Raw genomic sequence first — 20725 nt, forward strand, 5'->3', positions numbered from 1 at the left:
ATCCATGCGGTAATGAATCCTAGGCAGTTGACGATGGCCGTATTATCGCTGATTTCGGAGACTTATTCAGAGTCTCCCTAAAAGTATAGAGGCACGACAGATTGACTTGTATGATCGAAAGCCTATATCTCCACCCACACCAAGGTTTATATATAAAGATATAACGCCCAATGCTTTAGCACATAGCCTTTATAAAAACATCTCATTAGCTTGCTTAGTTTCTAGTGAGTCTGGGGATTTATTTAATGGCAAAGCTATGCAAGAGCTTGGCATTTACAATGAAATATGGAGCGGTTCAAGCGTAACTGTAGACCGTAAATCAAGTGATGATTTTTCCATTACCAACCCAAGATTAACATTAGCCTTAATGATTCAACCAGACATTCTGTATCGTTTCTTAAAGAAGCGCGGTAGCGAAGCTATAGAAGGTGGTTTTCTTTCAAGGTTTTTAGTTATCAACCCAAACTCATATATTGGCTTAAGAGTAGGTGAAAACTCTCCGCCGAATAAAGAAATTATTAACAATTTCCACGGAAGAATGCGGCAGATGATGCAACAATCAATTGACATCGAAATAAATAATAGAAACCAAAAACTTCTGCAATTTACTCCAAATGCAAAAGAGAAATGGAGAAATATAGCTATGTCTATTGAAAAAAACATGGAACAGCATGGGTTTTATCATCATGCCAATGGTCATGGATCTAAATTGATGGATAATATTAGTCGTCTTGCAGGTATTATTCACACTTTTGAAGGGCTTGAAGGTGATATCAGTTCACATACCTTGGAGTATGCATATTCACTATGCATCCGTTGCTCTGAGCACTACATGAAGTTTATAGCAGGCACGCCTGAGATCGTGACCTTGACAAATCAGCTTGTAATAGATATTCGAAAAATCGTTGTGCCTTCTGCTTCTACTTATAGATTTTGTGATTCGAAAATTCAGCAACGCTGTCACAATTCACTTCGCGAAAAACAAAAAAGGTTTTCAGCATACCAACTTTTAGAACAATTAGGTCACTTAAAAAAAATAGATGCTGTGAATTTTGAGTTCAAGGAAACCATTCTGACAAGAACTGATCCTCAATTAAAAAATGGTAAGCATTACAATGTTTCGGAGCTTCCGTTATTTTCGGAACAAAGAATTGACCCCAACTACCCAGCCTATGGCTTTCATCTCATTAATAATGGTCATAGTTGACTATCTGTATACAGTGCCTCCCTTTCCTGTCCAGGCGATCTCTTGTGATACGACTGTACCTCCCAGAGAGATTTTGTACGTTGTCCCACATAACGCTTATTTAACAACTAAAAGTTCACTCCACTGCGTTGTGTAACGCGGCGTCCGCCGTTCGCTGCGCAGCGCCCAGGCATTACCTTTACGGGGCAGGCCCATCTGGATGGTGCCACGACCCAGCTCCCGATTGAGCTTATCGACCGTGGCCATCAGGCGTTCGCTGCGCTGGGCGTCCGCTTCGGTTTGCGGGGTTTCCGTGAGGGTGAGTTGGCGGTTGGCCTTGGGCGAAAGGTCGAGCATCATCAGGCCGGCTTTTTGGTAGGCGTAGCCCTTACGCCATAGCCGACGCAAGCCTTGTACCGCAGCGGCTGTGATCTCTCGGTTGTCGTCAGTGGGGCGTTCCAGTGAGATGACGACACGGTTGGTGTACTGCGGCAAGTCGTTGCGGAAGGGGTTGGTACGGATGAAGACCATAACGGCACTGGTCACGCTGCCTTGCTTGCGAAACTTCTCACCGGCCCTGGCGGCATGCTGTCTCAGCGCTTCATGTAGATCATGCGGATTATCGGTCCACTGTTTACCGGTCTTTCGCAACGCCTGGCCTTGCTTCTCCAGCGTGTCGGGGTCAATGCCTTGGAACCCCACGTAGCTTTCGTCAATCTAAAGGAAAGATAAGTAGCTATGGATATTTCTCTATGCTTGATCGCACCGCTTTTAAAAGCCGGAGCTAGCTGTCCATAGGAAGGAGTTTTTTTTTATGTGATATGGATCAATTGCGTCCATACAGTACCGTGTATCTTGGTGGTCAGGCCGCGACGACTGCGGCCGAGAGCATGATCGGGCGGCGCTATCGATCCCCTTTTCTACCGGTGCCGCTGGCCGATCACGTTGCTCTAATGGAGGTCGAATCGGCCCCATCTGACGAGATCCATAAAACCGTCTTCCCGCAGACGAAAATTGAAGACGCATCAGGATCTGATCAAAAGTGCCATCATCGTGCCACCGAAGAAAGCTCTAGTAAACGGTCTTCCAGGGGCCATAATGTTCTGACAGATCGCGCCATTGCGCTCCCGAGCAAAGAATCCAGAAGATCCTATTGAGTAGCTGACGATCATCATGGCGTGGACGCCCAGCTTCAGCCTCTTAAGATTATCGAGCCACTCTATCCACCTTACCGCTGGTCTTCTTCGTTAGATCCATCTACGTCTCCGTTTTTTTCAGCACCGGTTTGGTCGAAACAACCGCCAAAAACCATGCTCCACGCGTAAGAACACCGTATAGCTCCATCTATGGTAGGAACGCCACCTATAGAAAAATAACGTGATCGAATTTCCTCTTGGCAAGGAGTATCGTGCTAATCAATCGTCTTCAGACGAATAAAGAGGCACGGCCTTTGTGACAGGACTCGCTGTGAAGTTTGTCTTCGGATTCAGGCCCAGAAGTGTCGGATGCAGTACTCCTTTGTTAAAACCCTTCAGGAAATAGGTGTTCTAGCCCGAGCCAATTTATCTACCAAAGCCCGCCTTGATAGCCGCCACCTGTTTCCAGGGGGCGGTTTTTTTGTTGATCATTGCTTATATTCCAAAACAAGCTATGGTTATAACTATTGTTGTTTTAAAGCTTATACAACGCCAGCGATTAAAAAACGCTTTTAGGAGCTTACGCATGAAGACCTTTGCCCTGTCCCGCAGTACTGGAGAAGGCGCGCCCGACGTAGCCGGTTTTTTTGATTCACGTACGTTTAGCGTGCAGTACGTGGTCAGCGACCCCGCTACCAAGCGGTGTGCGATTATTGACCCGGTACTGGATTTCGATGAGAAATCCGGCGCGACAGCAACGTTCAACGCTGACACTTTGTTGGAATACGTCGCCAAGGAGGGTCTGACGGTTGAGTGGATTCTGGACACTCACCCTCATGCTGATCACTTCTCCGCTGCGCAGTACTTAAAAGAGCAAACCGGTGCGCCGACGGCGATTGGTCAATACGTCACTCAAGTGCAGGCGCTGTGGCAAGAGATTTACCACTGGCCCGATATGCCCACCGACGGCCGTCAATGGGACACGCTGTTTACAGAAGGCGATACCTTTCATATTGGTGAGCTAAGTATCCGTGTGCTGCATTCCCCCGGCCATACGCTGGCCTCAATCACTTATGTGATCGGCGATACGGCGTTTGTTCACGATACCCTGTTCCAGCCGGATTTCGGCACCGCACGGGCGGATTTCCCCGGTGGCAGTGCCAAGGCGCTTTGGGACTCTATCCAGCAAATTCTCGCTCTACCCGATGAGACACGCCTGTTCACCGGCCACGACTATATGCCGAATGGTCGCGAACCAAATTGGCAAAGCAGCGTTGCCGAACAGCGTGCCAACAACCCTCACTTGGCAGATAAAAACGAAGAGAGCTATATCGCGCTACGTCACCAGCGAGATAGCGAATTGCCCATGCCCAAGCTGATTTTGCACGCGCTGCAAGTCAATACTCTCGGGGGACGCCTGCCAGAGCCCGAAGCCAATGGTAAACGCTATTTGAAAATCCCTCTGGACGCCCTGGAAGGCGCCACCTGGGATTGAGACCCGTACTCCCCACGAGATGAGGTGCAACCTTGCAAACCAAATCTTTAGAACAAGGCGTTGAGATAACCTCGGCGCTAACGCTCGATGAATTGGATCAGGTAAACGATCTTGGTTTTAAAGCGGTGATATGTAACCGCGTACCGGGAGAGAGTGATGACTTTCCAGATGAGGAGAGCTACCACCACAAGGCAGGGAAGCTTGGCCTTGCCTGGGTACATATTCCCGTTAAGCCCGGCGAATACAGTCAGGAAGATATTCAGGCGTTCGCGGACTCCTTGGCACGCCTTCCACGCCCTATTCTGGCGTTCTGCCGCACAGGCAAGCGCGCGACTCACTTGTGGGCCTATGCTCGACGGCAATCGGATCAGTGTGAGTTGGCAACATTATTGGCAGCCGCAAAAGAGGCTGGATTTGACCTGGAAGATCATCGACAAGCCCTTGAGTACCAGAACGCGTAAACGGCTGCTAAATAAAATTAAAGTTTCGCTTAGCAGTGCAGCTATTTAATGCGAACAGCCCGTTAATAATTATTATATTTTGGAGCCCTTATGAATGCCCAGCAAACAACAACCTACGATGTGGTCATTATTGGCGGCGGTGCAGGCGGTATTTCGGTTGCTGCTAGTTTACTCAATCGCCAGTCAGACTTAACCATCGCCATTATTGAGCCCGCAGAAGACCATTTTTATCAGCCTGGCTGGACCATGGTCGGTGGCGGAATTTTTACTCAGAAATCAACGCGTAAGCCTATGGCAGACGTGATGCCTAAAAAAGCCACTTGGCATCAAACTACGGCCAAAAGCATTGACCCCGATACCGAGAGTGTTGTGCTCACAAGCGGTCAGGCGTTGGGCTATCGACGCCTGATCGTCGCACCCGGCCTGGTGGTTGATTGGAGTGCTATCAGCGGGCTTGAAGAGACGCTTGGTCACAACGGTGTAACCTCGAACTACCGCTATGATCTTGCACCTTATACATGGTCACTGGTGAAGTCGTTGACCCAGGGCAAAGCGCTGTTCACCCAACCGCCGATGCCTATCAAGTGTGCCGGCGCCCCTCAAAAGGCCATGTATCTGGCCTGCGACCACTGGAGTAAGCAGGGAAATCTTGGGCAGATTGAAACGACATTTTGCAACGCCGGTGAGGTGCTGTTCGGTGTAAAGGATTACGTGCCTGCACTACAAAAGTATATCGAGTATTACGGCATTGAAACTGCTTATAAAAATCGCTTAACCGCGGTAGACGGTGCTGCAAAAGTAGCGCAATTTGAAGTCGCAGACGAAAACGGTTCGCAAACAGTCGAGCGGCCGTTCGATATGCTCCATGTAGTACCTCCTCAAAAAGCCCCCATTCTAATTGCTGAATCGGGCCTCGCTAATGCAGGCGGATGGCTCGACCTGAATGCCAGTACGCTGCAGCACGAACGTTATCCCAATATTTTTGGACTGGGTGATGCTAGCGGCACTAGCAATGCTAAAACGGCAGCCGCGGTGCGCAAGCAAGCCCCAGTCGTCGCTCAAAATGTCCTGGCCTCGCTCAATGATAAACCGCTTAGCGCAGCGTATTTCGGCTATGGTTCATGCCCCCTCACCGTTGAGAGAGGCAAAATTATGCTGGCGGAGTTTGGCTATAACGGTCAATTACAGCCAACGTTTCCTAAATGGGTCAACGACGGCACCCACCCCACCCGCGCTGCCTGGCTGCTAAAAGCCAAAGCGCTGCCCTGGATTTATTGGCGGTTAATGTTACGGGGCAAAGAGTGGCTTAGCTAATTATGATGCTGGAACGTTGGGTCCCGCTCATTGGCTGGCTGAAATCCTACAACCGAACGTTACTCTCACAGGATGCGCTGGCGTCAGTGATCGTAACGCTAATGCTGGTGCCTCAGGCGTTAGCGTATGCGTTATTAGCAGGGTTGCCGCCAGAAATGGGGCTGTATGCCAGCATGTTGCCGCTAGTGCTGTACGCCATTTTTGGTACCAGCGCGACGTTAGCGGTCGGGCCGGTGGCCGTTGCGGCACTGATGACGGCCTCAGCATTAAGTAGTTTTGCGACTCAAGGAAGCCCGGAGTACGTGGGGGCTGCGTTAGTGTTAGCCGCGCTTTCAGGGCTTATTCTTATCGCCATGGGCGTTTTACGGCTGGGTTTTTTGGCTAACTTTCTAAGCCATCCAGTGATCTCGGGGTTTGTGACGGCCTCGGGTATTTTAATTGCGGTGAGTCAGCTAAAGCATATTTTGGGCGTTGAGGCGTCAGGTCATAACGTCATTGAGGTGTTGGGTGCACTGTTGAACCAGTGGCAGCAGATAAATGCCATTACGTTGCTTATTGGCTTGGGCGTATGTGGATATTTGTGGGTGTGCCGCAAGTGGCTAAAACAGTGGCTAACAATGGCCGGTGTTTCCGCTGGTGTGGCGGCGCTGCTGGTCAAGGCAGCGCCCATTTCAGCGGTCATAGTGACGACATTACTGGCTTGGCTGTTGAACCTGGAGCAGCACGGTGTAAATTTGGTTGGCTTTGTGCCCAGCGGTATGCCCACGATTGCGCTTCCTGACCTTGATCAATCACTATGGTTGGGGTTACTCCCCGCTGCGCTTCTGATCAGCCTGGTAGGGTTTGTTGAGTCGATTTCCGTGGCTCAAACGCTTGCCGCCAAGCGTCGCCAGCGTATTGACCCCAATCAAGAGCTAATTGCCCTGGGCATGGCCAACCTGGGCGCAGGCGTAAGCGGTGGCTCGCCGGTCTCCGGTGGGTTTTCTCGGTCGGTGGTTAATTTTGAAGCAGGCGCAGCGACACCGCTAGCAGGCGCCTTCACCGCACTGGGAATCGTGCTCTCAACACTGCTACTGACGGACCTGTTGGCATTTTTGCCTACGGCGACCCTGGCCGCCACTATCATTGTCGCGGTCGGTACATTAATTGATCTCCCTGCAGTGAAACGTACCTGGCTGTACTCCCGCAGCGACGGTATTGCGATGGTGGTCACGCTTTTGCTTACCCTGATGCACAGCATCGAAATCGGCATTATAAGCGGCGTGTTGCTGGCATTAGGGCTGCACCTTTATCGCACCAGTCAGCCCCACAGCGCAGTAGTCGGACGAGTGCCTGGCACCGAGCACTTTCGCAACGTAAAGCGCCATACGGTTGAAATCGACGAGCGGCTCGCCATCCTGCGAATAGACGAAAGCCTCTATTTCGCCAATGCGCGTTACCTTGAAGATACGGTCATGGAATTGGCGGCACGCTCATTGTCGCTGCAACATATTGTTTTGACTTGCCAGGCAGTGAACGTGATTGATGCGTCAGCGCTGGAAAGCCTGGAAGCGATCAACGGGCGTTTAAAAGACGCGGGCGCGACACTCCATTTGGCCGAAGTAAAGGGGCCGGTAATGGATCACCTAAAACACACGGCATTTTATCATGAGTTGACCGGGCAAGTGTTTTTCACCACCTATGAGGCCTGGTGCGTTTTGCACCATCAAGGCGACGTACTCTCCTCACCGGCTTTGGCCGCTAACGAGGCTGAGCAAGTCGCCAATCGCCACCAACCCACGCCTTTTGTTGACGACAGTGTCGACAACAAAAGGGGCGAATAATCCGGCGGTATACATCATCACTTAACACGAGAGGAGTGTATCGTGGACTTTACAGCAAGCTTTCAGGGTCTGATCGGCGGTGTTCTGATCGGCCTCTCAGCGACCTGGCTGATGGCTACTATGGGACGTATTGCGGGTATTAGCGGCATTATCGGCACCCTCATCACTACTCGCCCAAAGGGCGACAGCGCTTGGCGGTTGGCCTTTGGTATAGGGCTGGTGAGCGGCCCCGTACTGGCACTGTTCATTGGCGGGCTCGGCAATGTAGCCGGAGCTCCAAATGAAGTGATCGGCCAGCCAAGTGGGGGTGTACCATTAATGTTGGTCGCTGGCTTGCTAGTGGGCCTGGGGACCGGTCTGGGAAGCGGCTGCACTAGCGGGCATGGTGTTTGCGGTCTCGCTCGGCTATCGGTGCGTTCCCTCGTCGCCACCGTTACCTTTCTCATCGCTGCGATTATTACCGTCTTCGTGATTCGACATGTTATGGGAGGCAACGTATGAAAACGTTGGTGGGTTACATTGCAGGCTTGCTTTTTGGTCTGGGTCTGACCATTTCTGGCATGACGGATCCGGCGCGGGTGCTCGGCTTCCTGGATATTGCCGGTGCCTGGGACCCGACGCTGATGTTCGTGCTCGGTGGCGCGGTGATTACAAATTTTATTGGTTATCGACTGGTGCTGCGTCGCCCGCGCCCCGTCTTTGGTGAACGTTTTCAGCTGCCCACTCGACAAGACCTGGATATTCGCCTGATCGGCGGAGCCTCACTGTTTGGCATCGGATGGGGGCTTTCTGGCTACTGCCCCGGCCCGGCCTTTGCCTCCATCAGTGGGCTTTCTGCACCGCTATTCGCCATGCTTGTAACCATGGTAATGGGGTGGTTCATGGCACGCGCGATCACCCCTAAAACGGCATAGCGTTTGGAATATCGTCACCCAATAAGCCACCCGGCAGGAAAACCTCATTTTCAGTTAATCCTCATCAGCCATCCTATCCAGCATTGAATCAGGAGTGCTGGAAATGCGAGCGATGAACAGGCCGATACAAGAGGCCATGTACTTTAAGCTAGTACAATGGGTGTTATTACTGGGGTTGCTGAGCGTTACTACAGTAGCCACCGCACAATCTTTTTTTGGCCAGCAGGAGAGCGTTCTTCCTCCAGAGCAAGCCTTCAAGCCAACGCTTAGCCATGATGGCGAATCGCTGAAGATCGATTGGCAAATCGAACCCGACTACTACCTTTACCGTCATGCTTTTTCCGCCGACGCCGAAGAACGTGAGCTAGCGCTGAATATGCCTGACGGGGAAGCCATTGAGGATGAATACTTTGGCCGCTCTGAGGTTTACCGCCACTCATTGAGGATGACCACTCAGCCTGGTAACGCCGACACCATCACTCTTCGTTGGCAAGGCTGTGCCGATGCGGGCCTTTGCTATCCACCTCAAGAAAAGACCTTTGATTTAGCACCTGCTGGTCAGGACATTTCTGAAACGAACGAGCCCGCCGTTGCCAAGAATGCCCCCGAGTCTGAAGAAAGCTCCACTTCCGACCTGGAAAATACAATGGCAGAAGACCAGCAGCTGGCAGCGCAGCTGGCGGGAGGTAACGGGCTCTGGACGCTGGCGGCGTTCTTTGGCATGGGGCTGTTACTAACATTCACGCCCTGTGTATTGCCGATGATACCGATTCTGTCGAGCCTGATCGTGGGAGGGCGAAAGGTAGGCGAGAACCACCGGACGGCAGGCTTTGTGATGTCTACTGCCTTTGTCCTTCCCATGGCGGCCACCTATGCCCTACTCGGCGTGGCCGCTGCCATGGCAGGTGCCAATCTACAGATGCTGTTTCAGAGCGCCTGGTTTATCGGCCTGTTCTCGCTACTGTTTGTCGTTCTCGCCCTGGCCATGTTCGGCTTGTTTGAATTAGAGCTACCGAGCGCGCTTCGAAAGCGCCTTGATGCCGGCATGTCGCGTCAACGCGGCGGGCGATTGAAAGGGGTTGCCATCATGGGGGTGCTCTCTGCACTGCTGGTAGGTCCCTGCATGACCGCACCGCTAGCGGGAGCGCTATTGTTCATTGCAGAGAGTGGCAACCCATGGCTTGGTGGTGCAGCCCTGTTATCGCTTGGCCTGGGGATGGGCCTGCCCCTGATCCTGATCGGCACCGTGGGTAGCCAGTTGCTGCCCAAGCCCGGTGCCTGGATGGTTCGCATCCGAGCGATTTTCGGCTTTGTATTACTGGGGATGGCGATCTGGTTTGTGGATCGCGTAGCACCTGATGCCATCATCCTCGCGCTGTGGGGCGCACTGGGGCTGGGTTTTGCCGTTTCGTTAAAGGCCATGGCACGGGGAGGCAATGCCTCAACCGTGGCCTCTCAAATAGCCACCGCAAGCGCAGTCATCATCGGTTTATGGAGTGCACTCGTGTTAATCGGCGCTGCCGGTGGCGCCTCTGACCCCTGGCGCCCGCTAGCGGTTTATACGTCCACCAACGATGGGTCAACCACTGAAGCGTCGTCATCAAACGCCGAACAACCGCTTACCTTCGATGAAGTCGACGATTTGGCCACGCTTAACGCCCGTGTTGCCCAGACCGAGGTTAGCGGCCAGATGACACTCGTCGAATTTACGGCCGACTGGTGCATCTCCTGTGAAGTAATCGAACAGGAAGTTTTCACTGACCCCACTGTTCAAGCCGAACTGGAGAATGTGCAACGATTAAGGATCGACGTAACTGACTATGATGCGTCTGACAAGGAGGTCATGGAGCACTTCGGCATCGTTGGGCCGCCGACGCTGATGTGGTTCGGCTCGGACGGGCAGGAGCGCCGCAGTGCGCGCATTATCGGCGAGCTAGACGCTGACGACTTTCTGGAGCGCTTCGCTGAAGCCAAACAAACCGGCAGTAATACCACCGGGGGTGGTTCATGAGTCCTCTAGATCGCAGCCTCGCTATCGGCCCGTTAGGTCTGAGCGTGGGGCAGCTTTTGCTGATGCTTTCGATAGTTGTCGCACTGATCGTTGGAGGCTGGCTAGGCCGCCGTCGAAAAGTAAACGTCGGCGATAGCGTCTTCAATGCCGTGCTCTTGGGTGTGATCGGGGCACGGTTCTTTTTCATCGTCCAATATGGTGAAAGCTACGACACGTTCTGGTCTTGGCTCGATATACGCGATCGAGGTTTCGAGCCGCTAGCGGGCGTTGTCGTCGCCTTGGTGTATCTGGTTTGGCGGCTATGGCGCCAACCTCGCGAGCGAAGGCCACTCGGCATTGCCGTAATATCAGGGGCTCTGACCTGGTCGCTGACGGCGGGTGCACTGGCCCTCATGGTATCTCAAGGTGCTAGCATTCCTCCGACGCCGTTAACCACACTTGAGCATGACGACGTGACGCTTCCCGCTGTGCTAAACGAAGCCGATCGCCCCATGGTGGTTAATCTTTGGGCCAGCTGGTGCCCGCCGTGTCGACGCGAAATGCCTGTATTTGAGCAGGCTCAACAAGAGCGAGACGACGTGATGTTCGTGTTCGTCAATCAGGGCGAGAACCTTAGTACTGTTAATGCCTTTTTACAGCAAGAGTCACTCACCCTCGATAATGTCTACCTCGACCGGAACAATGCGCTCGGTCATGACGTGGGCGCTATGGCCATGCCCACCACACTTTATTACAACGCCGATGGCACGCTTGTCGACACCCACTTTGGTGAGCTCTCTCGCGCTACGCTCGATCGCAGTCTTGAGCTTTTCAACCTCTAACTTACTCACTCTGGAAATAACGCACATGTCCGCTTTCTATACCCGTATGACGCCGCTACGCCTCACACTAACCCTTGGGGCTGGCATCGCGCTGGCAACAAGCCTGCCTGCGACTGCCGATGAGTGGCCTTCCCCTATTCAAGAGCTCGAACAGCAAGGTCTCACGATTCATGGTGAATTCGATGCGCCCGACGGACTTACGGGGTATGCCGCCAGCGCTCGTGGCCAGACGGTTGCGGCATACCTTACCTCGGGAGGCGAGCATGCCGTGGTCGGCACACTGATCAATGCCGAGGGCCAGGACGTTTCAGCTGAGCGGCTAGAGCAACTCGCCAACGGTCAAAGAAACGCCGAGTTATGGCAAGAAATGGCTGATCAACACTGGGTGCGCGATGGTTATAAAGAGGCACCCCGCATCGTATATACCTTTAGTGACCCCAACTGTCCTTACTGCCGCCAGCTGTGGGAAGATGCCCAACCCTGGGTTGAAAGTGGTGACGTTCAGATTCGTCATTTGATGGTAGGTATTCTCAAGGCAGACAGCCCTGCAAAGGCAGCCGCAATACTCAATGCGGATCATCCTGGCGAAGCGCTGGCTGAGCATTACCGCAACGATGTCATGCCTGAAAATCAAGGGGATGACCAAAGCGAGCAGTGGGTTAGTGAAAACACCCAGCTAATGCGCGATGGTCAACTCTTTGCCACGCCTGCGACCTTTTATCAGGATGACAACGGCAACGTGCACAGTGTGATGGGGGCCCCCTCGCCAGATAAGCTTCGAGCCATTATGGGGAGCGATACACCTTGACCTAAGTGGGTTCAACCCGAAGGTAATTGAAGCGTTACCCTTAGCCCAACACCATTGCCAGACGCGAATGTCACCCTGCCTTCTGCCCGGGTGACAATCGCCTCGACGATCGAAAGACCCAAACCACTTCCTTTAGGATGATCTCCCCGATGAAAGCGCTCCGTCAGTCGGGAGAGGTGTTCGGAAGGAATGGTTTCGCCTTGACTAGTAATATCGATGACGGCCATTCCCTCTGATTCCTGCGCGGCAATCTCTATCGGCGCACCACGCGCACCGTGACGCATCGCATTTTCGAGCAGGTTGCGTAGAACCGTCACTAGAAGCGACTCGGATAGAGCCACATGCACTTGGTTAACGCCTTTGGGATAATGACAATGATCACTGCTACCGGTTTCTGTCATCGCCGTCATCAGCGCCCTCCCAAGAAGAGTAGGGTCAGGACGACGGCCGCGCGTGATGTCCTCACTTTCCATTCGCGCCAATAGCAATAGCTGACCCAGCGTTTTCGTTAGTCGATTTACCCCAGCTTCAGCTTGCTGCATCGCTTCGTACTGCTGCTGGCCGTCGACACGCCTCGCGATTTGCAAATGTGTGCGAACGGCGGTTAACGGTGTTCGCAGCTCGTGGGCAGCATCGTCGGTAAAGCGTTGCTCCCATTCGAGCATACGACGCGTTCTTGCCAGCAGTGTATTGAAACTATCAATCAGCGGGCGGATTTCACCAGGCAACCCATGAAGAGGCAGCGCTGAAAGATCATTATGTTCGCGCAGAATGAGTCGCTGTTGTAACTTGGCAAGCGGCGCAAGTCCTCGTGTTACACCCCACCATACCGCAACAAGACTACCCACTAGCGCTAGTAGAAACGGGTAAAGCGCGGCCCGACGAACCTGCTGCAGCAGTGCTTCTCTCTCTTTCAGACGATCTGCCACCGTAATACGTTTGTCGTTATCGACTAACGTGTAAACACGCCAGCGCTGCCCGTTGTGCTCGCGATAACGATATCCCTCAGCCTCAACAGCAAGCACGTCGTTCATCTCAGGGTGGGTGCCCGCCACCACTTGGCCACGAAGTGACGATACTCGACACGCAATACCATCGAGTGAGGGAATAACTGACGTTCCGTCTTCTTCACCGTTCCAAGACGTTGCTGGCACGCGATCCAACAGACCTGACACCATCCGCGCCGATTGCGCCAGTCGCTGGTCAAGTGAATGCTCAAGCTGGGTCGACAGGTCGCGCATTGACCATGCCGCCGTGATACCCCACAGCAGCATAAGCGTAATCCCAAGTGTGGCAACCAAACGTAAGCGCAGATTCATGAGGTCGCATCGCTGTTGTATTTGCCAAGCCGATAACCCACACCCCGCACGGTTTCGATCACGTTGCGCCCCAGCTTGCGACGCAGTTGATAGATGTGCACATTAAGCGCATTACTTTCGATCTCATCATCAATACCGTAAAGGCAGTCCTTCAATTGATCGGCGCTCAGAATTCGCCCACGAGCGCGAATCAGAGCTTCCAGCAGCATCAACTCACGTCGCAACAAAGCGACTGGCTCACCCTCAAGCGTGACGCTACGTGTAACGGGGTCTAATGCCAGGCTACCGTAACGTATGGCGTGGTCCACTTGCCCTGCCGTCCGGCGCAAGAGTGACTGAAGTCTGGCGGTTAACTCATCAAGATCAAACGGCTTGATCAAATAGTCGTCTGCGCCTCCCTGAAGGCCTTCGACCCGGCTCGCTACCGCATCTCGCGCCGTCAACATCAGCACTGGTGTCGCCACGCTCGATCGACGCCAATGCTTCAATAACGTCAAACCATCTCCATCGGGTAACCGGCGGTCGAGAATAACAGCATCGTAGTTAATTGTGGCTAGCGCGCCCTTTGCAGCATCCAGGGTGGTGACGTTATCAACCACAAAGCCGCTCAGTGCCAATCCAGCTTCGACGCCAGCCGCTACCGGGGCATCATCCTCGACCAGTAATACCCGCATACTTACTCCTCAAGGGCATGGGAAGTGGTTTCTATCAGCAGTATGCCATTCAAGGATGAAGTTAATATGAGGCAGCCTCCATTTTGCAGCCGACAGATCAAAACATGCCAAGAGCCACCATCATCCGCACTTCATTTACAGTTAATGTTCATCATGCCTAATGAGCTTTTAGTCGTATAGTGAGTAACGTTTCTTATGAGCTCTTGCTTTGTAAAATCTACATGCGGCGATTGTCTGCTTCGCTACGTATTCATAGTGGCATTGTGGCTTGTTTCAGTTCCAGCTTTTGCCGAGCCATCACTGCCACTAGGACATTACCCGTTGCCTGAAACCGGCAACATCGTGGGCGAGACCTATACCGTCAACGTAGAGGACGAAGAGGATACCCTGCTCGATATTGCTCACGCACACGGTGTCGGCTACGAGGAAATTCGACGGGCCAACCCCGACACCAGTCTCTGGGTTCCCGAGAAAGGAACGCAGGTTCAAATTCCAGCGCAGCACATACTGCCGGATGTCGAGCGTAAAGGAGTGGTTATCAATATCGCGGAGCTGCGGCTTTACTACTACCCCGAGGTGCAAGAGGGAGAGACGCCTCGCGTTGAGACCTATCCCATTGGCATCGGCCGCGATGGATTCGATACACCATTGGGGATTACTGAAACCACCATGCGCCTTGAAGACCCCGCCTGGTATCCTCCCGAATCCGTTCGCCAGGAAGCGGCTGAACGCGGTGACCCACCACCCGAGGTCGTTCCGCCAGGCCCCGACAACCCCCTCGGCCAGCACGCCATCTTATTGGATATTCCTGGCTATTTAATCCACGGCACTAATCAGCCAGATGGCATTGGTATGCGCGCCAGTAGAGGCTGCATCCGTATGCATCCCGACGATATTAAAGCCGTATTTGAGCAAATACCCAACGGTACCCAGGTCAATATTATTGATGAACCGGTTAAGCTTGGCTGGGATGCCGATTACTTGCCGTACGTACAGGCATTTACTTCGCTAAATGAACAAGAAATGAGCATAAGCAACTTGCTGAGTACCGTTAACAATGCCGACGAATTGCCGGAAACAGAGCGCTCAAACATTGATTATGAAGCAATGCAGAACGCGATTAGAAGGGGTAGTGGACGTATAGAACCGCTAATTTAGCGGTTGTGATGGGTTCATACACTACTCCACTAAAAGTAGGAGGTTGGCGTATATGGCTGGTCCGACGGGGGCAGTCTGCCCAGAAAATCTGAGGCAAGCCTTCGATAGGTGGCTGGCGACTACTTTCTGAGTAAGTGACTGTTTTATTTCTACGCAAACAAGGTCAACGCCACTTATTTTGAGACCTATATCACTCCCATGAATCCACCACAGGGATCGCTTCCCTGACCATAGGAGTGCCGCTTATGCCACCACCCTGCTTTAAATGTGCTGAAACGCGCATGCTCAACCTTGATACCGCCCAACGGATCGGCACTACGGGGAGTTGCCTGATTGGCGGGGCGATCGGTGCCTGGCGATCAGCCGCCGTCACGAGGCCTTTGTCGATAGCCAGCTCGCGCTTTCCGCTCGCCAAACTGCCCGTCGCGATGATGGGCGCCATTGCCGGAGGACAGTCAGGGTCGCGGGTAGCCGCCCTGTTCTTCTCGCAATGGCTGCCGCCCGGTGAAGGCACCCCGTGGCTCTGCCTGTCGTGCGGGCATATCTTTCGTCACCCCTTTCCGCCCCTGGCCCCCGCACGCTGATACATCGCTTTACGGCGATACACCTTACTCACCACCCACCCATGCGCTGACAGCTGTGTCAGCGCTTTTTTTATGTCTGGAGAATGACTGATGGCACATCTCGTTGAAAAAATGGCTTACGTTGGCGCTACCCCTTGGCATGGCCTCGGGCAGCAACTGACCCGTCATCAACCACTGGAGGTCTGGCAACAACAGGCCGGTATGAACTGGCACATTGAAGAAGCGCCGGTGCGTTTTATTGCCGAAGGCGCAAGTCACCTGGGCAGCATCCATTCCTTCCCCGAGCAAAAGGTGCTCTATCGTTCTGACAACAAGGCCCCGCTCTCCGTGGTATCGCAGCGCTACAAGGTGGTGCAGCCGGAAGAGATCCTGGAGTTTTACCGTGACCTGACCGAGTACGCGGGGTATGAGCTGGAAACTGCGGGGGTGCTCAAGGGTGGTCGCAAGTTCTGGGCCCTGGCGCGCAGTGGCTTGAGCACATCGTTGCAAGGCCAGGATGAGGTGAACGACTACCTGCTGCTGGCCACCTCGTGTGATGGCACCTTGGCGACCATGGCAACACCGACCACGGTACGGGTGGTGTGCAACAACACGCTGCAGATCGCCGTGGACGGTACATCGCAGGCGGTGAAGGTGCCCCATCGGTCGGAGTTCGATCCGCGTGCGGTGAAACGTCAGTTGGGGATTTCCGTGTCCCAGTGGAATGACTTCATGTACCGCATGAAGGCCCTGTCGGAACGCAAGATCAACCGCCGTGAAGCCCAGCAGTACCTGCAGTCGGTGATTTGCGGGGCCGAAACGCCCATGGACGATCCTTCCAAGCTGCCGAACTACCGGGCGCTTAATAAAGTGCAGAAGCTTTACAGCGGCGAAGGACGGGGCTCGCAACTGGTCACGGCCAAGGACACGGCCTGGGGCCTGCTCAATGCGGTCACCGAGTATGTCGACCATGAGAAACGGGCGCGTAGCAACGATACCCGCATGGACTCGGCGTGGTTCGGCCAAGGCGCACAGCTAAAGCAGGAAGCGCTCGATGCCGCACTTGCGCTGGTGGCGTAATCAGCACCGCAACGTCGCTTCATCGATTGCCCACATCACCCGACCTCCGCACTTCCCTATCCAATGACATTTACCACCTCCACGGCATAAACGCCCGGCCCCATCAAGGCTGGGCGTTTTTCTGTGGGGCTTACCTTACGAGGAACTGCCATGACATTTGTTTCCCACACCGTCGAAACCGGGCTGACCCAGCTGACCGAAGCCCTCCTGGCCAATCAAAAACATCACGCCGAGACCGTCGTCTGCGCCCAGGGGAAGTTTTACCGGGCGGAAGTCCGCCTGGAGCCATTGGACGCCGAGACATTGGCCGATCACCTGGACGACTAGCCTTACCCGCTTCACTTCATCCAACCACAACGCCGTCAATGCTCGGGCGTTGGTTTGTCCCTGTATCGATTTGAGAAAACCGGAGGTGCCCCATGGCACAACGCACCCATGTCATCAATTCCAATCACCCCGAAGCATCGTCATCAGCTATTCAGCCAGACGCTGCCTCGACCAACACACCGGCCGCATTGGAGGCCCACCCCACCGCCGACAGCACTGCGATTATTCAGGTGATCGAGCGGGCTGCTCTCAACCCTGACGTGGATATCGACAAGATGGAGCGTTTACTGCAGATGCAGGAGCGGGTGATGGATCGCCAGGCCATGATGGCCTATAGCGCGGCCATGGCAGCGATGCAGACCGAGCTTCCCAGCATCGAGGAGCGCGGGCAAACCAACAACGGCTTCTACGCCACCCTGGAGGATATCGTCGATACCGTACGCCCGATCATGCAGAAGCATGGCTTTGCGGTGAGCTTTCGTATTCAGACGCAGGAGCGTGGTATCCAGATCACCGGTGTTCTGATGCACAAGGACGGTCACCGTGAAGAAACCAGCATGCTGCTGCCCGCCGATATCAGCGGTAACAAGAATGCGGTACAGGCGTTTGGTTCCTCGACAAGCTACGGCAAGCGTTACGTGCTGTGCGCGCTGCTCAATATCACCACCCGCGGCCAGGACGATAACGGCAATGCCAGTACCAAAGCGGGCATCAAGACAGTGACGGCGTTTCAGGCGGGACAGATCCAGCGGCTGATCAGCCAGTGCCCAGCGACGACCCAGGAATGGTTCAGCGGCAAGTACGGGGCTGCAGTGCAGGTGCCCTATAGCGACTTCGACAAGCTGCGAGCGTCCCTCACCAAACGGGCCAATAAGTAACCGGCATTTCCCCCTATCTAACCCAAGGAGGCGACCATGCAGATTCTCAACATGGCGCAAGGCTCTCCCGAGTGGCTGGCGGCGCGCCTGGGGCGCGTCACCATGTCGGAGCTCAAGACCTTGCTGGTCAACGGCAAGGGCCCTGGTGGATTCGGTGCCGGGGCCATTACCTACATGCATCAATTGATGGGCGAACGGATGACCGGTGAATTGGCCGAGCCATTTCAAGGCAATGCCCATACCCGGCGTGGTCATGAACTGGAAGGGGTGGCCCGTTCACTCTACGTCAATGCATCCGGCGAGCCGAGCCCGCAGGAAGTGGGCATCATCCTCAATCATGACGTGGGCTATTCGCCCGACAGCCTGGTGGGCGCTAACGGGCTGCTGGAAATCAAAACCAAACTGCCCAAGTTCCAGATCGAGGTGCTGCTGAAGGGAGAAATACCGGAGGAACATATACCACAATGCCAGGGCGGCTTATGGGTCAGCGAGCGGGAATGGATCGACTTTGTCAGCTATTGGCCGGGCATGCCGCTGTTTATCAAGCGCGCCTACCGCGACGACATCATGATCCGCACCATTGCCGAGCGCGTCGAGGCCTTCCACGAAGAAATGGAGCGGCGTATCAGCCAAGTGATGGTGGCATGAACCCACCTCATCATCGACGAACCATATATCACATAACGACATAGACGCCGGGGCCACCACCTCGGCGTTTTCTTTTTTGGAGACAACCATGACGAAAAGTAAACTCAAGGCCGGTGAAGTGGCAGGCACTTACCAAGTCGTAGAACCGGTTACCGAAGCTGACATCATCAACCTCGCCAAAGGCTTTGCACGTCGCAAACTTGCCAGAGGCTGCAAGATCACTCAGCCATCGCAAGCGTTCGAGCACTTGCGGCTACTACTCCAGGACTACGAGCACGAGGTGTTCAGCGTTCTGTTTCTCGACACTCAGCACCGTGTCATATGCTTCGAGGAAATGTTTCGGGGTACCATCGATACATCCAGCGTCTACCCCCGGGAAGTGCTCAAAGCTGCCCTCACCTACAACGCCGCGGCGGTCATCCTCGTACATAACCATCCAAGCGGTGACCCCGAACCAAGCGATTCGGATAGGCGAATCACCCAGCAACTCAAGGAAGCCCTGGGGCTGATGGACATTCGGGTGATTGATCATGTGGTGGTAGGAAGCGAGGGGTGTAAGTCGTTTGCAGAAATGGGATATTTGTAGCGGAAATGGAGAGCAACTTGGATCCGCCCGCCTGGGCGGGTCCAAGTTGGGATGTTTTCTTTCTTTTTTATATCAGCTATCGGGCGAGGCTGTGTGAAAACAAAAAAACCAGTTGGGGATTACAGTATACAACCGCAATTGCGCCATTAACGGTCAGCTAGATAGGTTCACAACGTCCTCAATAATTAAACCAACATCTACGTTGATCGATATAAAAGTCTAAGAAGCCTCTACTAAAGAGCCTTACCAGATTCTACAAGCGCAGTAGCGCCAAGCTCAGCAACTCTATGGTTGCATTGCTTGGATCACCCCCCAGTACCGAGAATATTCATGAGGCGTTTCATGTTGTAAGCAAGCACCTGAAGGCTCATTTCCGTGCTGACGTTCTTAAGGCTCTTGGACATGAAGTGCGTTATTCCCATGCACGCTTTCAACTTGCCAAAGGGGTGCTCGACATTCTGACGACGGAGGCGCATCATGTTCGGCGTCCGGTCCAGTAGAGATTTTACCACCTCCAGTTTATCCTAGTGTTCCCAGCTTTTGATACGCCTATAGGTGCCCGTGGTGCATTGCGTTTTCATTGAGCAACACTGATAGGCCGAGCACCAATAGCAATGTAGCTTGTTAGGCGAGGTTCTTGGCTTAGGGAAATAAGACGTTAAACCGGCATCGTGGCAAGCAAGAATTTTCCGTCTCTTAAAGTAACCGCGATCAGCTACGCCATGGAGGTCGCTAAAGCAACTAGCATCACGTGACTACTTGGACACCCGGTAAAGTTCCCCCGATCACTGCCTACATTAGTTACTTATGTGATACCCGTTTGTGACATAGCATATGACATATCCACAGAGCTCATGGAATCTAGATTTATTGTCAACGTGTTTTGTCACATCAAGCCTCTACATTTTGTAGGTATTCCCGCCCTTTAAAATGTCAAAGGGGACTAAATAACATCCGAGACGGCTGCCCGTTTCCAGCCTCATCCAGCCATGGTCAGTACCTGGAGCGTGAAGTACTGGAGAACGCTCCTGACCTCTTCGAAGCCAAACAGAAGTCCACCAAACAGTCCGACGAGCCTAATACCGATGAGCTCTATCACGGATTGGTCAACTGATGGAGAAGCGTATTTTTATGTCGCGCAAACTTGTTCAGTAAACCGTTAGAGTAAGTTTTTAACCGATACTTTCGCCACTTTAACCAGAGATGGAAAAAACAACCGCATCAGAACTTGGCAACAATAATCAAGCCATAAAAATGACCGGACCCACCTAAAACACCAATGGTCTATTCAGCTAATACTTACCGAAGAGCACTGATTTTTCGGTGTACAACCCATAAAAGCTTGATGCCATTGCTAATTCATTTTGAATATCCAGTCGAGAGACACTGAGCGCACGAACTGCTTTAGATAACATTCTTGAGGAAGCGGTTCCTGGCAATAAAATCGGCTCTTCGACGTTGGGTGTGGAATTTGTCTCCTGAGCTGGGCCAGAATAGGGACTCCACAACAGCGGTAGGTATGG

21 protein-coding genes and 2 pseudogenes are annotated in these 20725 nt (G+C 53.4%); 17 read left to right on the forward strand and 6 right to left on the reverse strand.

Translation table 11 applies throughout. The features are described 5' to 3' along the window. Positions 1-85: 85 nt before the first annotated feature. Complete coding sequence (locus tag R3F64_RS18930) at positions 86-1207, forward strand: DUF3987 domain-containing protein (RefSeq protein WP_332613180.1); 1122 nt, start codon at positions 86-88, stop codon at positions 1205-1207. Positions 1208-1303: 96 nt separating this feature from the next. Here the strand turns inward: R3F64_RS18930 and R3F64_RS18935 are convergent, their stop codons facing one another. Both R3F64_RS18935 and R3F64_RS19470 read right to left on the reverse strand, forming a co-directional pair. Then, positions 1304-1888: a DinB/UmuC family translesion DNA polymerase gene (locus R3F64_RS18935; RefSeq protein ID WP_332613146.1), complete on the reverse strand. Its 585-nt coding sequence runs from the start codon at positions 1886-1888 to the stop codon at positions 1304-1306. Positions 1889-2034: 146 nt separating this feature from the next. Next, positions 2035-2386 (reverse strand): annotated as a pseudogene (locus tag R3F64_RS19470) (IS5 family transposase); the annotation flags it as partial. 522 nt (positions 2387-2908) lie between these two features. Between R3F64_RS19470 and R3F64_RS18945 the strand changes: the two are divergent. The 9 genes from R3F64_RS18945 to dsbG all read left to right on the forward strand — a co-directional run bounded on the left by R3F64_RS18945 (position 2909) and on the right by dsbG (position 11969). Then, positions 2909-3817, forward strand: coding sequence for an MBL fold metallo-hydrolase (locus R3F64_RS18945; protein WP_332613148.1), 909 nt, complete (start codon positions 2909-2911; stop codon positions 3815-3817). Positions 3818-3849: 32 nt separating this feature from the next. Then, positions 3850-4278, forward strand: a complete 429-nt coding sequence (locus R3F64_RS18950; protein ID WP_332613150.1) for a TIGR01244 family sulfur transferase — start codon at positions 3850-3852, stop codon at positions 4276-4278. A gap of 90 nt (positions 4279-4368) precedes the next feature. Continuing rightward, positions 4369-5592, forward strand: a complete 1224-nt coding sequence (locus R3F64_RS18955; RefSeq protein ID WP_332613151.1) for an NAD(P)/FAD-dependent oxidoreductase — start codon at positions 4369-4371, stop codon at positions 5590-5592. A gap of 2 nt (positions 5593-5594) precedes the next feature. Continuing rightward, positions 5595-7415: a SulP family inorganic anion transporter gene (locus R3F64_RS18960; protein WP_332613152.1), complete on the forward strand. Its 1821-nt coding sequence runs from the start codon at positions 5595-5597 to the stop codon at positions 7413-7415. Positions 7416-7457: 42 nt separating this feature from the next. Continuing rightward, positions 7458-7916, forward strand: a complete 459-nt coding sequence (locus tag R3F64_RS18965; RefSeq protein WP_332613154.1) for a YeeE/YedE family protein — start codon at positions 7458-7460, stop codon at positions 7914-7916. After that, positions 7913-8329 carry a DUF6691 family protein gene (locus tag R3F64_RS18970; protein WP_332613156.1) on the forward strand — a complete coding sequence of 139 codons (417 nt, stop codon included), beginning with the start codon at positions 7913-7915 and terminating at the stop codon, positions 8327-8329. Before R3F64_RS18965 ends, R3F64_RS18970 begins: the two co-directional genes overlap by 4 nt. A gap of 136 nt (positions 8330-8465) precedes the next feature. Further along, entirely contained in the window at positions 8466-10340 is a 1875-nt protein-coding gene (gene dsbD, locus R3F64_RS18975; RefSeq protein ID WP_332613158.1) for a protein-disulfide reductase DsbD, read from the forward strand. Next, positions 10337-11161, forward strand: a complete 825-nt coding sequence (locus R3F64_RS18980) for a TlpA disulfide reductase family protein (protein ID WP_332613160.1) — start codon at positions 10337-10339, stop codon at positions 11159-11161. Before dsbD ends, R3F64_RS18980 begins: the two co-directional genes overlap by 4 nt. Before the next feature lie 25 nt (positions 11162-11186). Continuing rightward, positions 11187-11969, forward strand: coding sequence for a thiol:disulfide interchange protein DsbG (gene dsbG / locus R3F64_RS18985; protein WP_332613162.1), 783 nt, complete (start codon positions 11187-11189; stop codon positions 11967-11969). Between the two features lie 11 nt (positions 11970-11980). Here the strand turns inward: dsbG and R3F64_RS18990 are convergent, their stop codons facing one another. Beyond that, a complete protein-coding gene (locus R3F64_RS18990) occupies positions 11981-13288 on the reverse strand; it encodes an ATP-binding protein (protein WP_332613164.1) in 1308 nt (435 codons plus the stop codon). Continuing rightward, positions 13285-13962, reverse strand: coding sequence for a response regulator (locus tag R3F64_RS18995; protein WP_127062141.1), 678 nt, complete (start codon positions 13960-13962; stop codon positions 13285-13287). The genes R3F64_RS18990 and R3F64_RS18995 overlap by 4 nt, the downstream gene beginning before the upstream one ends. Before the next feature lie 195 nt (positions 13963-14157). Here R3F64_RS18995 and R3F64_RS19000 point away from each other — a divergent pair, with 195 nt between their 5' ends. The 7 genes from R3F64_RS19000 (at position 14158) to radC (ending at position 19202) form a co-directional block, all read left to right on the forward strand. Further along, the gene (locus R3F64_RS19000) at positions 14158-15120 is read left to right on the forward strand and encodes a L,D-transpeptidase family protein (RefSeq protein WP_332613168.1); all 963 of its coding nucleotides are present in this window, start codon (positions 14158-14160) and stop codon (positions 15118-15120) included. Between the two features lie 245 nt (positions 15121-15365). After that, positions 15366-15704 (forward strand): hypothetical protein, encoded by a 339-nt coding sequence (locus R3F64_RS19005; protein ID WP_332613169.1) that lies wholly within the window; start codon positions 15366-15368, stop codon positions 15702-15704. 90 nt (positions 15705-15794) lie between these two features. Then, positions 15795-16763: a DUF932 domain-containing protein gene (locus R3F64_RS19010; RefSeq protein WP_332613171.1), complete on the forward strand. Its 969-nt coding sequence runs from the start codon at positions 15795-15797 to the stop codon at positions 16761-16763. 150 nt (positions 16764-16913) lie between these two features. After that, positions 16914-17090 (forward strand): hypothetical protein, encoded by a 177-nt coding sequence (locus R3F64_RS19015; RefSeq protein WP_309780935.1) that lies wholly within the window; start codon positions 16914-16916, stop codon positions 17088-17090. 92 nt (positions 17091-17182) lie between these two features. Then, the gene (locus R3F64_RS19020) at positions 17183-17968 is read left to right on the forward strand and encodes an ERF family protein (RefSeq protein ID WP_332613174.1); all 786 of its coding nucleotides are present in this window, start codon (positions 17183-17185) and stop codon (positions 17966-17968) included. A 36-nt stretch (positions 17969-18004) separates the two neighbouring features. Beyond that, positions 18005-18616 (forward strand): lambda exonuclease family protein, encoded by a 612-nt coding sequence (locus R3F64_RS19025; protein WP_199283573.1) that lies wholly within the window; start codon positions 18005-18007, stop codon positions 18614-18616. Between the two features lie 88 nt (positions 18617-18704). Beyond that, entirely contained in the window at positions 18705-19202 is a 498-nt protein-coding gene (gene radC, locus R3F64_RS19030) for a RadC family protein (protein WP_332613177.1), read from the forward strand. A gap of 305 nt (positions 19203-19507) precedes the next feature. On the opposite strand, the pseudogene R3F64_RS19475 reads toward radC, so the two are convergent. Both R3F64_RS19475 and R3F64_RS19040 read right to left on the reverse strand, forming a co-directional pair. Continuing rightward, positions 19508-19669 (reverse strand): annotated as a pseudogene (locus tag R3F64_RS19475) (transposase); the annotation flags it as partial. A gap of 825 nt (positions 19670-20494) precedes the next feature. Beyond that, positions 20495-20725, reverse strand: a 231-nt coding sequence (locus tag R3F64_RS19040; RefSeq protein ID WP_332613178.1) for a hypothetical protein, incomplete at its 5' end; no start/stop codon positions are given.

The organism is Halomonas sp. 5021, from assembly GCF_036663435.1.
GTDB classification, from domain to species: Bacteria; Pseudomonadota; Gammaproteobacteria; order Pseudomonadales; family Halomonadaceae; genus Vreelandella; species Vreelandella janggokensis.

Coding starts and splice junctions, on each gene's coding strand:
- R3F64_RS19015 (WP_309780935.1), top strand. CDS start 16,914: ATGACATTTGTTTCCCACACCGTCGAAACCGGGCTGACCCAGCTGACC.
- R3F64_RS19000 (WP_332613168.1), top strand. CDS start 14,158: ATGAGCTCTTGCTTTGTAAAATCTACATGCGGCGATTGTCTGCTTCGC.
- R3F64_RS18945 (WP_332613148.1), top strand. CDS start 2,909: ATGAAGACCTTTGCCCTGTCCCGCAGTACTGGAGAAGGCGCGCCCGAC.
- R3F64_RS19020 (WP_332613174.1), top strand. CDS start 17,183: ATGGCACAACGCACCCATGTCATCAATTCCAATCACCCCGAAGCATCG.
- dsbD (WP_332613158.1), top strand. CDS start 8,466: ATGTACTTTAAGCTAGTACAATGGGTGTTATTACTGGGGTTGCTGAGC.
- R3F64_RS18955 (WP_332613151.1), top strand. CDS start 4,369: ATGAATGCCCAGCAAACAACAACCTACGATGTGGTCATTATTGGCGGC.
- R3F64_RS18990 (WP_332613164.1), bottom strand. CDS start 13,288: ATGAATCTGCGCTTACGTTTGGTTGCCACACTTGGGATTACGCTTATG.
- R3F64_RS19010 (WP_332613171.1), top strand. CDS start 15,795: ATGGCACATCTCGTTGAAAAAATGGCTTACGTTGGCGCTACCCCTTGG.
- R3F64_RS18995 (WP_127062141.1), bottom strand. CDS start 13,962: ATGCGGGTATTACTGGTCGAGGATGATGCCCCGGTAGCGGCTGGCGTC.
- R3F64_RS19005 (WP_332613169.1), top strand. CDS start 15,366: ATGCCACCACCCTGCTTTAAATGTGCTGAAACGCGCATGCTCAACCTT.
- dsbG (WP_332613162.1), top strand. CDS start 11,187: ATGTCCGCTTTCTATACCCGTATGACGCCGCTACGCCTCACACTAACC.
- R3F64_RS19025 (WP_199283573.1), top strand. CDS start 18,005: ATGCAGATTCTCAACATGGCGCAAGGCTCTCCCGAGTGGCTGGCGGCG.
- radC (WP_332613177.1), top strand. CDS start 18,705: ATGACGAAAAGTAAACTCAAGGCCGGTGAAGTGGCAGGCACTTACCAA.
- R3F64_RS18960 (WP_332613152.1), top strand. CDS start 5,595: ATGATGCTGGAACGTTGGGTCCCGCTCATTGGCTGGCTGAAATCCTAC.
- R3F64_RS18970 (WP_332613156.1), top strand. CDS start 7,913: ATGAAAACGTTGGTGGGTTACATTGCAGGCTTGCTTTTTGGTCTGGGT.
- R3F64_RS18980 (WP_332613160.1), top strand. CDS start 10,337: ATGAGTCCTCTAGATCGCAGCCTCGCTATCGGCCCGTTAGGTCTGAGC.